This is a genomic window from Arthrobacter sp. EPSL27 (genome assembly GCF_001512305.1).
Taxonomy (GTDB): Bacteria; Actinomycetota; Actinomycetes; order Actinomycetales; family Micrococcaceae; genus Arthrobacter.
This window is the reverse complement of record NZ_LNUT01000001.1, coordinates 134,550-148,005: the sequence shown is the minus strand read 5'-3', so window position 1 is coordinate 148,005 and position 13,456 is coordinate 134,550. Positions and strand designations below refer to the sequence as shown.

Genomic DNA, 13,456 nt, shown 5'->3' with positions numbered 1-13,456 from the left:
CTCCCTTGCTTGGATGCGAATCTGTTGGGTGTTTCGCGGAGTGTCCTCCGCATGCCTCAACGCTGGTTGCGTTCTACAGAAAAGTTTGTCCGCGGAGTGTTTCGCCGGTGGAGGAATTAGATTGCCGGGTTGTTACAAGAACCTCCCGGAAGTAAATGGTGCAAATCCTTCTTGTTACGGTTATGTTTCATCCGTTCCAACATCACTTCTCCCCGCACGCCAGTGCGCCCGCACCGCCAGGAAGCCACCGCCATGAGTAAGACCCCCCGCCCCGCGGGTTCCCCGCCGCTGGCATCCCCCCGCAGCAGCGGAAAGGCAGTGCTGCCCCGGGACATCAAGGTGATGTTGGTCGCGGCCTTCCTCATCGCCCTCGGTTTCGGCCTCGTGGCGCCCGTCCTCCCCCAGTTCGCCACCACGTTCGACGTCGGCGCGACGGCGGCCGCGGTGATCGTCAGCATCTTCGCCTTTATGCGGCTGGTGTTCGCCCCTGCCGGCGGTGCGCTGATCGTGCGGCTCGGGGAACGGCCGGTCTACGTGGCCGGCCTGCTGATCGTTGCGGCGTCGACGGCGGCGTGTGCGTTTGCGCAGGACTACTGGCAGCTGCTGATCTTCCGCGGCCTCGGCGGCGCGGGTTCAGTGATGTTCACGGTGGCGTCCATGGCCCTGGTGGTTAGGCTGGCCCCGCCCGAAAGCCGGGGCCGGGTTTCCGGGGCGTACGCCTCGGCGTTCCTGATCGGCAACGTGTGCGGCCCGGTGGTGGGCGGCCTGCTGGCCGGCTTCGGGCTGCGCGTGCCGTTCCTGGTCTACGCGGCCGCGCTGGTCCTGGCCGCGCTGGTGGTGCAGACCCAGCTCAGCCACGTGCCGGCCGCCTCCCGCCCGGACGGGAGCACGGCCCCGGCCATGGAACTGCGCGACGCTCTGCGGGACAGTGCCTACCGGGCAGGGTTGTTCTCCAGCTTCGCCAACGGCTGGGCCACCTTCGGGGTGCGGATGGCCACGGTGCCGCTCTTCGCCGTTGCCGCCCTGAACGCCGGGCCGGAATCCGCCGGCTGGGCGCTGGCGGTATTCGCCGCGGCCAACGCCGTGGCGCTGACGTTCTCCGGCAAACTCGCGGACACCCTGGGCCGGAAGCCGCTGATGATTTCCGGGCTGCTGGTGACCGGAACCGCGACGGCGGCCATCGGCTTCACCCACGAGCTGCTCTGGTTCCTGCTGGCCACGGCTGTTGCCGGCGTCGGGTCCGGCCTGCTGGGCCCGGCCCAGCAGGCGGCCATGGCCGACGTGATCGGGAACGAGCGCTCCGGCGGGCGGGTGCTGGCCATCTTCCAGATGACGGCGGACAGCGGCGCGATCATCGGACCGGTGCTGGCGGGCCTCCTCGCCGACCGGCTGGGCTACGGCTGGGCCTTCGGTGTCACCGGCGGTGTCCTCATCGCGGCCGCCGCCGGCTGGCTGCTGGCCCGCGAGACATTCCAGCGCCCCGTTCACCGCGCTGCCTGACGCCCCTGCCAGGGCACACGGCAAGCAGTTCCGGCGTCCCGCGGGGGGCGCCCGGCGGCGGACTTCGTTAGGCTGTTGGGAGATCCCACCCAGAAGCCGGAGAACTTAGTCATGCCACCCCAAGACCCGCACTACGACCCCGCGCCCGATTCCAGACGGGAGGACACGCCCGGAACGCGGCCCCGGAAGCTGCGCCCCGCCGTCGTCCTGTCCGTCCTTGCGGTCATCGCCGTTGTGGCGTCCCTGGTGTTCTTCCTCCGGCCGGCCGACGGCGGAGACGCCGCGGCCCCCGCGGGCACCGCCCCCACATCCGAGGCCGCGCTGCCCCCGGCGCCGGAGGTCACCTATTACCAGCAGGCGGGCCCGCCCGCCGGCTCCCCGCTGGAGCCCGTCGAGCCGCTGCAGGTCAGTGTCTCGAACGACCAGGTCGGCACGTCCCTGACCAAGGGACTCGTTGGCATCTCGCTGGAGGCCACCGACCTGGCCGATCCCATGCTCAGCGGTGACAACGCCTCCCTGGTGAAACTGTTCAAGGAAGCCGACCAGCCCGTGCTCCGCTTCGGCGGCAACGCCGTGGACCGCCGCTTCTTCTGGACCTCCACCAACGAGGCCGTTCCGGCCACCGGCTACAAGGGCGACAAGGCGCACCCGGTCCGGGCCGTCGGCCCGGCGGACCTGGCCCGGCTGAACACCCTGCTGGAAGCTGCGGATGCGACCGTCAGCCTCACCGTGGACCTGGGCCACTACGATCCGGAGCGCGCCGCCGACATGGCCAAGCACGCAACGGAAATCTTCGGCCCCCGGCTGCTGAGCTTCACGGTCGGGAACGAGCCCAACGGGTTCGGTGCCAACGGTGTCCGCCCGGGCGGCTACAGCACGGAGCAGTACGTTGAGGAACTCAAGGCCTACGCGAAGGCCATGAACGCGGTGGCGCCCAATGTGCCCATCTCGGGCCCGGGCGCGTACGACCGCAAATGGTGGCAGCCGTTCATCGATGCTGACATCCCGCAGAAGAAGATCCTGTCCTTCCACAACTACCCGCTCCACAGCTGCGACGGCGGCGACCCGAAGAGCTCGCCGACCATCGCCAACGTGATGAGCCCGCTGATGCACCAGCGCGCCAGCGACTACCAGCAGGCGGCCCTCGAAACCGCCCGGGCCGCAGGAATCGAAACCTGGCTGCCGGAGACCGGCATCGCCGCGTGCCCGGGGTCGAACGAGACCTCCCGGACCCACGCCTCGGCGCTGTGGACCGCTGACTACGCGCTCAACGCCGCGCAGCTGGGCATCACCCGGATCGGGTTCCACAGCTCGATGCTGACCTGCAAGGGCGGCCCGCCCATGTCGGCCATCTGCAGCGGCGGCGCCTACCTGAAGCCGGACGGAAACTTCTCCGGCCGCGCGAACTTCTTCGGCATCTCCATGGTGGCCGAAATGGAGGGCGGCAAGTACCTCAAGCTGGATTCGAAGGGCGGCGGCCTGATGTACAGCTACGCACTGCGGAACGACGACGGCAGCACCAGCGTGGTCCTGGTCAACCAGAACGACCCTGAGAAGGCGGCCCAGACCGAGGTCACGCTCAATCTGCCCGAGCGCGCCCTGACCGGGACCATGACCCAGATGTCCGGTCCCAGCTTCGCCGCCGAGGACAGCACCGTGATCGACGGCGCCAAGTCCGAACCGATTCCGCTGGCCGAGCGCGCCACAGTGGAGGGGTTCGCGTACGGCTCCCGTCAGCAGACGTTCAAGCTGACGGCCGGAACGGTCACCGTCCTGAACTTCAAGCACTAGCCCCAAACACCGCTGGCTCCCAGCTGTTCCCGAACCGGATCGTCCGGACGGCAACGGCTGGGAGCCAGCGGCGTTTAAGGGGAGCCTAGTTCAGGATGGCGTCAACGAAGTTCTCGGCGTCGAAGGGGGCGAGGTCGTCCGCGCCTTCGCCCAGGCCGATCAGCTTGACCGGGACACCCAGGGACTTCTGGATGGCCACCACGATGCCGCCCTTGGCCGTGCCGTCCAGCTTGGTCAGGACGATGCCGGTGATGTTGACCACCTCGGCGAACACACGGGCCTGGTTGAGGCCGTTCTGCCCGGTGGTGGCATCCAGGACCAGCAGCACCTCGTCCACCTCGGCCAGCTTCTCGATGACGCGCTTGACCTTGCCGAGCTCGTCCATCAGCCCGACTTTGTTCTGCAGCCGCCCGGCGGTGTCCACCATCACGACGTCGACCTCCTGATCGATGCCGGCCTTGACCGCCTCATAGGCGACCGACGCCGGGTCCGCGCCGTCGACGTCGGACTTCACGGTGGGGACGCCGACGCGCTGGCCCCAGGTGGCGAGCTGCTCGGCGGCAGCGGCGCGGAAGGTGTCCGCCGCGCCCAGCAGCACGTCCTTGTCCTCAGCGACGAGCACGCGGGCGAGCTTGCCCACGGTGGTGGTCTTGCCAACGCCGTTGACGCCGACCACCAGCACGACGGCGGGCTTGTCGGCGTGGCGGGTGACGTTCAGGCTGCGGTCCATGGTGGGGTCCACGAGCTTGATGAGTTCCTCCCGCAGCAGGGCCTTGACCTGCTCCGGTGAGCGGGTGCCCAGCACCTTCACGCGTTCGCGCAGCGCGTCCACCAGCTGGAGGGTGGGCTCGGTGCCCAGGTCGGCGAGCAGGAGGGTCTCCTCCACCTCGTCCCAGACGTTCTCATCGATCTTGTCGGCGGAGAGGAGGGCCAGCAGGCCTTTGCCCAGTATGTTGTTGGACTTGACCAGGCGTTCGCGCAGGCGGACCAGGCGGCCGGCCACCGGCAGCGGCGTCTCCACGGGCACCGTTTCCAGGCCGGCAACGGTGTCCGGGACTTCGACTGTTTCCAGGTCCCCGACGTCGACGGCGCCGGGGGCGTTGCGGTCGCGCACCGGCGCGGGGCGGTCCTCGAGGAGGGTTCCGCCGCCCGGCTGGACGGGATCGTTCGCGTCACGCTTTTCGGGGTAGTTGGTGATGTTCTTCCGGGTCTTCATCAGGACCGGAAGGAGCGCACCGAGAACCACCAGGGCGGCGAGAATGGGCAGAAGAATAGGGAGGATGTCGTTCACTCCCCTAGCTTCTCACACCCCGAAACGCCGTCGCGGAGCCCTCCACCGGGTCCCGGTGCGCCTCAGACCTGGGCGCCGAGTCGCTGGCTGATGACGGTGGAGACGCCGTCGCCGCGCATGGTGACGCCGTACAGGGCGTCGGCAACTTCCATGGTGCGTTTCTGGTGGGTGATGATGATGAGCTGGCTGGATTCGCGCAGCTCCTCGAAGATGGTGATCAGCCGGCCCAGGTTGGTGTCATCCAGGGCAGCCTCCACCTCGTCCATAACGTAGAAGGGCGAGGGCCGGGCTTTGAAGATCGCGACCAGGAGCGCCACCGCGGTCAGCGACCGTTCGCCGCCGGAGAGCAGCGAGAGGCGCTTGATTTTCTTCCCGGCTGGCCGGGCCTCCACCTCGATGCCGGTGGTGAGCATGTCGGAGGGGTCGGTGAGGACCAGCCGTCCCTCGCCGCCCGGGAACAGCCGGGCGAAGATCCGGACGAACTGCGCGGAGGTGTCCTCGAAGGCCTCGGCGAAGACCTTCTGGACCCGGTCGTCCACTTCCTTGATGATGTCCAGGAGGTCCTTGCGGCTGGATTTGAGGTCCTCGAGCTGGGTGCTGAGGAACTGGTGGCGTTCCTCGAGGGCAGCGAATTCCTCCAGCGCCAGCGGGTTGACCCGGCCCAGGGCGGACAGGTCCCGTTCGGCCCGTTTGAGGCGCTTCTCCTGTTCCTCGCGGACGAACGGCTTTCCTGCCACAATCTCGCGGCCCTCCTCGTCCACGGGGGCGCGCAGCGCGGCCCACTTGTCCCCGGATTCCGCGGCTGGCACGGGGACCGGCTGGTCCGGGCCGAAATCCGCCACGAGCTGGTCCGCGGTGAGGCCCAGCTCCTCGACGCTCCTGAGCTCCAGGGCCTCGGTCCGGAGGCGCTGCTGCGCGCGCGCCATTTCGTCGCGGTGGACGGAGTCGGTCAGTTCGGCCAGCTCGCGGGCCAGGGCGTCGTTGCTGGTGCGGACGGCGGTGAGGTCGGCGTCCATCTGTTCCTTGCGTTCCTCGGCGCGGTCCCGTTCCTCCCGGGCCAGTTCCACGGAGACGTCGATGAAGCCGACCACCTGGCCGACGGCGGCCGACACGGCGGCAGCGCGCCTGGCCTGCAGCCGGCGGCGGCGGGCCCGTTCCGCTGCCTCCTCGCGGGCGTGCCGCTCGGTGGCGGCCGCGCGTTCGAGTGACGACGCCCGGTTGCGGACGGCGGTGAGCTGTTCCTCGGCGCTGCGCAGGGCGAGCCGGGCGTCCATTTCGGCGCTGCGGGCCAGCGAGGCGGCCAGGGCCAGGGCGTCACGGTGTTCCGGGGAGGGCTCCTCCTCGGCCGGGGATTCCTGGGCGGCGGCAAGCCGGGCCGCGACGGCGGTGAGCGCCTCCTGTTCGCCGGCAATGTTGGCTTCGGCCTTGGCGAGGGAGGCCGCGAGCCGCTCGCTTTCGCCGACGGCGCTGCGGAGCACCGAGTTCAGGTGCCCCAGGCGTTCGGCGACGGCGGCCAGCCGGGCGTCCGAGTCGTGGAGTTTGTCCAGGGCCGCGTCGGCACGGTCCTGCGCCTCGGCCCGCTTGGCCCGGGCGGCGGCGAGTGCGAAGCGCTGGCGTTCCAGCCCGGCGGTGACGGCGGCCAGCCGCGCGGCGGCGTCGTCGACGGCGGCCTGCACCTCGATCAGTGACGGCGCCTTGGCGGACCCTCCGCTGACGGTCAGGGCGGTGACAACGTCTCCGGCTGTGGTGACGGCGGTCAGTTCCGGGCGGCGGGCGACCAGTGCGGCGGCGCCGGCCAGGTCCTCGACGACGGCGGTTCCCTCAAACAATGCGTCCAGCAGCAGCCGGTCCAGGGGCAGCCCGGGCAGGGCGGCGTCGCCGGGGCCGGATGCCGTGACCAGCTCCGCGGCCCACCGGGCGCCCGCGGGCAGCTCGGCAGAGTCAGTGGCGGGGTCAGCGGCAGGGCCGGAAACAGAACCGGGCGCGCCATCAGCCGCGCGCGCCAGCAGCAGGGCCGCCCGGCCGGCGTCGTCGTCCTTCAGCCGCTGCACGGCGGCGGCCGCCGCCTCGGCGTCCTGGACCACCACGGCGTCGGAGGCTGCGCCCAGGGCCGCCGCGATGGCGGCCTCAAAGCCGGGTTCCACCGAGATCATGGCTGCGAGCGATCCCAGCACCCCTGGGAGCCCCGCGCCGAGGACGTGGCCCGTGCCGTCCTTGCGGTTCAGGCCGAGCTGGAGGGCGTCGCGGCGGGCCATGAGGGCGCCGCGTTCCCGTTCGCCGTCGCGTTCGGCGGTCTCCAGTGCGTCGATTTCGGCGGTGATGGCGTCGAGGGCCGCGCTGGCGTCCTCGTAGTCGGCGTCGAGGGTTTCCTCGCCGTCCTCCACACCCGCCACCTGGGATTCGAGCGCGGTGAACTCGCTCTGGGCCTGCCGGCGGCGTTCCTCCCCCGCTGCGAGGGATTCCCGGAGGCGGCCGACTTCGGCCTGGGCCGATTCGACCCGGGAGCGGGCGGCACCCACCTGTCCGGCAAGCTTGGCGAGGCCTTCACGGCGGTCCGCCGCAGCCCGGAGCAGGGCCGCGAGCCGCTTGTCCTCGGCGGCGGCAGCGTTTTCGGCTTCCTGTTTGGCGGCCGTCGCGGCGGCCAGGGCGGCGCCGCGCTCGTCGATCTGGCGTTCCAGCCCCGCCTGTTCGGCCCGGGCGGCGGCCGCCTGCCGGTCGAGCCTGTCCGGGTCGCGGCCGGAGTCCGGGACCGTGTCCGCGGTTCCCAGCAGCCGGCGCCGCTCCTCGGCGAGCGCGCCCAGGGAGCGCAGCCGTTCCCGGCCCGCGGAGAGCTGGTACCAGGTGTCCCGGGCGGCGTTGAGTGCGGGGGTGGCTTCCGCGGCGAGCTGTTCAAGGCCGGCCTGCCGCTGCCTGCCAAGGTCAAGTTCCTGCCCGACGACGGCGCGGCGGGCCTTGAGCGCGCTTTCGTCCGCGACGTCCTGGGCCAGCGCGGACTGCAGCTGGACCAGGTCGTCGGCGAGGAGGCGGCACCGGGCGTCGCGGACTTCGAACTGGACCGTCTGGGCACGGCGGGCCACCTCGGCCTGTTTGCCCAGCGGCGTGAGCTGGCGCCGGATTTCGCCGGTGAGGTCGCTGAGGCGGGCGAGGTTGGCCTGCATGGCCTCGAGCTTGCGGACCGTCTTTTCCTTGCGGCGGCGGTGCTTGAGGATGCCCGCGGCTTCTTCAATGAACCCGCGGCGGTCCTCCGGGGTGGCGTGCAGCACCTTGTCCAGCTGCCCCTGCCCCACGATCACGTGCATTTCCCGGCCCAGGCCGGAGTCGGAGAGGAGTTCCTGGATGTCCAGCAGCCGGCAGCCGGCGCCGTTGATGGCGTATTCCGAGCCGCCGGTGCGGAACAGGGTGCGGGAAATGGTGACTTCGCTGTACTCGATCGGCAGGGCGCCGTCGCTGTTGTCGATGGTGAGCGAGACGTGGGCGCGGCCCAGGGGCGGGCGGCCGGACGTGCCCGCGAAGATGACGTCCTCCATCTTGCCGCCGCGCAGGGTCTTGGCGCCCTGCTCGCCCATCACCCAGGCCAGGGCATCCACCACATTCGACTTGCCGGAGCCGTTGGGGCCAACCACTGCGGTGACCCCTGGCTCGAATTCGAAGGTCGTCGCCGAAGCGAAGGACTTGAATCCCCGGACGGTCAGGCTTTTGAGGTGCAAAGTGTTTCGGTTCTCCTGGCTGGCGGAAACGGCTGTTCCTGCCTCAAATCTACCGCCACCACCGGAAATTCAGCGGATTTAGGCTTTTCCCAAGGAATTCCTTTGGAGCGTTTCCGGGCCGGACCATAGGCTGGCGCCAGAGTTGCTGGGCGCAGCTCGGGCCGGCGGGCTCACGCCGGGCCGACGCGGCAGAACGCACACGGCAGAATGCACACAGCAGAATGCAGACCGTCCGTGTTCTGCCAGGGGCGCTTTGGGGGCGGGTGGCCGGCAGCTCAGTTTAGGACAAGTGAAAACCTTGGTTGGCTGCCCCGGGGGGTGCGGCACAGGCCGGTGCATGGCGTGCCGGCCCGATACCGCCGCAGCGCACTCACTCAGGAGTCCACATGTCTGTTTCTGCAGCCGGCCGCACACTGACAGCGTTCCAGCGCGTCGCCCTCCCCTTGGCGCTGGTGCTGGCGCTCGTGGCGGCGCTGCTTCCCGTTGCGGCCGCGCCGGCCCTGCTCCCGGCGGCCAGCGCGGCGGACCCCTGCGCCCCGCTCCTGAACGCCGTGGCGTGTGAGAATTCCAAACCCGGCAGCCCGCCGTCTGAGTGGGACATCGACGGCGCCGGAGAGGCGGACATTCAGGGGTTCTCGACCGAGATCAGTGTCAACGCGGGCCAGCCCGTCAGGTTCAAGGTGGACACCACCGCGGCCAGCTACACGATCCGGATCTACCGGACCGGCTGGTACCAGGGACTCGGCGCCCGCAAGATTGCCGACGTCACGCCGTCGGCCTTCCGGCAGAACCAGCCGCAGTGCCTCACGGACGCCACCACGGAACTCTACGACTGCGGGACCTGGGCGGTCTCCGCGACGTGGCAGGTCCCCGCGACGGCCGTGTCCGGCGTCTATGTGGCCCTCCTGACCCGGCCGGACACCGGCGGCCGCAGCCACATCACGTTTGTGGTCCGCGCGGACGGCAGCCGGTCCGACGTCGTTTTCCAGACCTCCGATACCTCGTGGCAGGCCTACAACAGCTACGGCGGCTCGGATTTCTACCAGGGCGCCGACAACGGCCGGGCCTACAAGATCAGCTACAACCGGCCGGTCAATACCCGCGGGTCCATGGCGGGACGCGACTTCTACTTCAGCAACGAGTATCCCCTGGTCCGTTTCCTCGAGAAGAACGGGTACGACGTCAGCTACATCAGCGGGGTGGACACCGACCGGAACGGCGCCCAGCTCCTGAACCACAAGGTCTTCCTCTCCGTGGGCCACGACGAGTACTGGTCCGGCGCGCAGCGCGCCAACGTCGAGGCGGCCCGCGACGCCGGTGTGAACCTGCAGTTCCTCTCCGGCAACGAGGTGTACTGGCGCACCCGGCTGGAGCCCTCGCCCGTGGACGGCGCGGCCGGCCGCACCATCACGTCCTACAAGGAAACCTGGGCCAACGGGAAGATCGACCCCAGCACGGGATGGACCGGGACCTGGCGGGACCCAAGGTACGCAGCGCCCGCCAACGGCGGCGGGATGCCCGAGAACGCCCTGACCGGGACCATGTACATGTCCAACTACACGGACCTCCCCATCACCGTCAGCGCAGCCGAGGGCAAAGCGCGGCTGTGGCGCAACACCCCGCTGGCGGCGCTCGCCGCCGGGAGCTCCGCGGCGCTGGCGCCGCACACCGTGGGCTATGAATCCAATGAGGACGTGGACAACGGGTTCCGGCCCGCCGGCCTGATCCGGCTTTCCACCACGACCGGCCCCGCACCGCAGTACCTGCAGGACTTCGGCAACGCCGTCCTGCCGGGGACCACCACACACAGCACCACCCTGTACCGGGCGCCCAGCGGGGCGCTGGTCTTCTCCGCGGGCACCGTCCAGTGGACGTGGGGGCTGGACCAGGTGCACGACGGCGACGGCGCACCGGCGGACCCGCGGATGCAGCAGGCCCAAATCAACCTGCTGGCCGACATGGGCGCCCAGCCCGCCACCCGCGACGCGGCACTGTCACCGGCGACGGCCAGCACAGACACAGCCGGTCCCGCAGTGGCAATCACCTCCCCCGCCGACGGGACCACCGTCAAGCACGGGTCAGCCGTCACCGTGTCCGGCACGGCCTCCGACGCCGCCGGCATTGTGGCCGGCGTCGAAGTCTCCACCGACGGCGGGGCCACCTGGCGCCCCGCCCAAGGCAAGCAGAACTGGACCTACACCTACATCCAGAAGGGCCTGGCCACGGCCAGCATCCAGGTGCGCGCCATCGACGACAGCGCCAACATCGGCGCCCCCGCCACCCGCGGCCTCAAACTGACGGGACCGTACTCGGTGTTCGGCCAGCAGGTTCCGGACGTGCCGGATTCCCAGGACGGCGGTGCGTACGAACTCGGGCTGAACTTCACGCCCAGCGTCGACGGCTTCGTCACCGGGGTGCGCTTTTACAAGAGCACCGCCAACACCGGAGCCCACAGCGGCTCGCTCTGGACCGCCGCGGGCCAGCGGCTCGCCACCGCGGCATTCACGTCCGAAACGGCGTCCGGCTGGCAGGAAGTACGCTTCAGCCAGCCCGTTCCGGTCACCGCCGGGCAGAAGTACGTGGCCTCCTACACGGCGCCGAACGGCCGCTACGCCACCAAGGACTACCAGTGGGCCAGCTTCGGCCTGACCGACGCGCCCCTCACCGTCGCCGGCGGCTTCGGCAGCGCCCCGGCCGGCGTGTACGCGGCACCGGGTTCGTTCCCGTCCACCAGCTACATCAACGGCAACTACTTCGTGGATGCCCTCTTCGACACCGTCGACACCTCCCCCCTGACAGCGTCCGGGCACTGGCCGCTGGGCGGCTCCTCCAGCGTCCCGCAGGCCACCACCGTGGGGGCAGTGCTGTCCAAAGCCGTAACCGCGGACAGCGTGCAACTGACCCTGACGGCGAACGGCACGGCCGTCCCGGGCACCACCGGCTACGATCCCGCCACGCGGAAGGTCACCTTCACCCCCGCGGCGGCGCTGGAACTCGGCACGGTATACGCAGCGGCACTCAGCGCCACGGACGTGGGCGGCGGCGCGCTGACCAGCGGCGCCGCCTGGCAGTTCACCACCGTGGTGTCCCCGCCGGCGCCGGGAACCTGCCCCTGCAGTTTCTTTGACGACTCGGTGGCCCCGGGAATCCAGGAGATCCGGGACGGGGTGCCGCTGACCCTAGGGGTCCGCTTCTCCAGCACCGCGGCGGGGACCGTCACGGGCGTCCGTTTCTACAAGTCAGCAGGCAATACGGGCACCCACTCCGGCGCCCTGTTCACCGCAGGCGGCGAGCAGCTGGCCACGGTCACCTTCGCCAACGAGAGTTCCTCCGGGTGGCAGACGGCGTACTTCAACCAGCCCGTTCCCATGACGGCGAACACCGAATACATCGTGGCGTACAGGAGCACCACGGGCTCCTACTCCGCGACCGTGAACGGCTTCGGACCCGGGCTGAGCGTCGGGAACCTGCGGACCGCCTCCGACGCCGGGGCCTACTCCTACACCAACGACTTCCCGGGGAACCGCTCCGCCGCCAGCTACCTCGTTGACGTGGTGGTCCAGTACCCGGATCCGCCGTTTGTGGCCAGCGCGCAGGCGCCGCTGCCCGGATCCTCAAGCGTGGCCCTGGACTCCACAGTCACGGCCACCTTGTCCAAGCCGGCGTCAGGTGTGACTCTGACCCTGGCCGGTCCGGACTCCGCCGCGGTGCCGGGAACGGCGTCCTATGACGCGGCGGCGAACCGGGCCACCTTCACGCCATCCTCACCGCTGGCGGCAGGCACCACGTACACGGCCACGCTGGCCGCCACCTCGGCGACGGGGCAGCAGCTCGGCGACGGCGGCACGTGGACGTTCACGACGGTCCCGGCCCCGCGGCAGGAGGGCGTCTGCCCGTGCTCGCTGTACCAGGACTCCGTCAGCCCCGGCGGCCCGGCATTCAACGACGGCGTGCCGCTGACGCTGGGGGTGCGCTTCGCGAGCAGTTCCCCGGGCAAGGTCACGGGCATCCGTTTCTATAAGGCGGCGGACAACACGGGCGTCCACACCGGGGCCCTCTACACCGCCGGAGGCCAGCAGCTGGCTGCCGTCACCTTCACCGGTGAGTCCTCCTCCGGCTGGCAGACCGCCACCTTCAGCCAGCCCGTGGACATCGCGGCGGACACCGAATACGTAGCCGCATACCGGACACCCGGCGGAGTCTATTCAGCGGTGCCGGGCGGCCTCAGCTCACCCGTCACCAGCGGACCGCTCCGCACGGCGTCCGGCGCCGGCGCGTACACCTACAACGGGGACTTCCCGGCATCCTCCTCGACGGCAAGCTACCTCGTGGACGTGGACTTCCTGGCGTCCATTCCGCCGCTCACGGTGACAGCCCAGGTGCCGGCGCCCGATTCCGCCGACGTCCCGCTGACCTCGAAACCCTCGGTGACGTTCTCTGCGCCCGTCCGGGCCGGCTACACGTTCGGGCTGACCGCCGGCGGCACCGCCGTCGCCGGCACGGCCGCCCTTTCGGCGGACGGCAAAACCATCACGTTCACACCGGACCAGGCACTGCCCGCTGCCACGGCGCTCACCGCGAGCGCCGGCAGCCTCCTCTCGGACCAGGGCGCCGAACTGGCGCCGGTCTCCTGGCAGTTCACCACGTCCAACCCCGGCGGGCCCGGGCAGACCCTGTTCGGCCCCCTCCTTCCGGCGGTGCAGGCCGCCACCGGGGACACGTCATCCATTGAACTCGGCACGGCCTTCTCAGTGTCCGCAGCCGGCAGCGCCACGGGCGTGCGGTTCTACAAGGGCGCAGGGAACACCGGCACCCACGTCGGTTCGCTGTGGACCGCCGCCGGCGAGCGGCTGGCCCAGGTGACGTTCACGGACGAGACAGCCACCGGCTGGCAGACCGCCACGTTCGCTGCCCCCGTCCCGCTTGAGCCCGGTCAAAGCTATGTGGTGTCCTACCTGGCCCCCAACGGCAACTACGCCTACACGGCGGCGTTCTTCGCCGAACCCTGGATCAACGGCCTCCTGACGGCCCCGGGCCCGAACAACGGCCGGTACCAGTACGGGGCCGGCGGGTCCGTGCCGTCGAACTCGTGGAACGCCACCAACTACTTCGTCGATGTCGTCTTCGCCCCCGCCGCCCCCTGACCGCCGGGCGCTGCTCCCTGTCA

At 70.3% G+C, this 13,456-nt stretch carries 5 protein-coding genes; 3 read left to right on the top strand and 2 right to left on the bottom strand.

The features are described from left to right. The first annotated feature begins 252 nt into the window (after positions 1 to 252). Positions 253 to 1,500 (top strand): MFS transporter, encoded by a 1,248-nt coding sequence (locus AR539_RS00515; protein ID WP_066431219.1) that lies wholly within the window; start codon positions 253 to 255, stop codon positions 1,498 to 1,500. 111 nt (positions 1,501 to 1,611) lie between these two features. Beyond that, positions 1,612 to 3,291, top strand: a complete 1,680-nt coding sequence (locus AR539_RS00510; protein ID WP_157360881.1) for a hypothetical protein — start codon at positions 1,612 to 1,614, stop codon at positions 3,289 to 3,291. Between the two features lie 85 nt (positions 3,292 to 3,376). Here AR539_RS00510 and ftsY read toward each other — a convergent pair whose 3' ends face one another. Continuing rightward, positions 3,377 to 4,582: a signal recognition particle-docking protein FtsY gene (gene ftsY, locus AR539_RS00505; protein WP_066431217.1), complete on the bottom strand. Its 1,206-nt coding sequence runs from the start codon at positions 4,580 to 4,582 to the stop codon at positions 3,377 to 3,379. Between the two features lie 62 nt (positions 4,583 to 4,644). After that, complete coding sequence (gene smc, locus AR539_RS00500) at positions 4,645 to 8,289, bottom strand: chromosome segregation protein SMC (RefSeq protein WP_197410517.1); 3,645 nt, start codon at positions 8,287 to 8,289, stop codon at positions 4,645 to 4,647. A 386-nt stretch (positions 8,290 to 8,675) separates the two neighbouring features. Between smc and AR539_RS00495 the strand changes: the two genes are divergently transcribed. Beyond that, positions 8,676 to 13,433 carry a DUF4082 domain-containing protein gene (locus tag AR539_RS00495; protein WP_066431215.1) on the top strand — a complete coding sequence of 1,586 codons (4,758 nt, stop codon included), beginning with the start codon at positions 8,676 to 8,678 and terminating at the stop codon, positions 13,431 to 13,433. Positions 13,434 to 13,456: the final 23 nt, after the last annotated feature.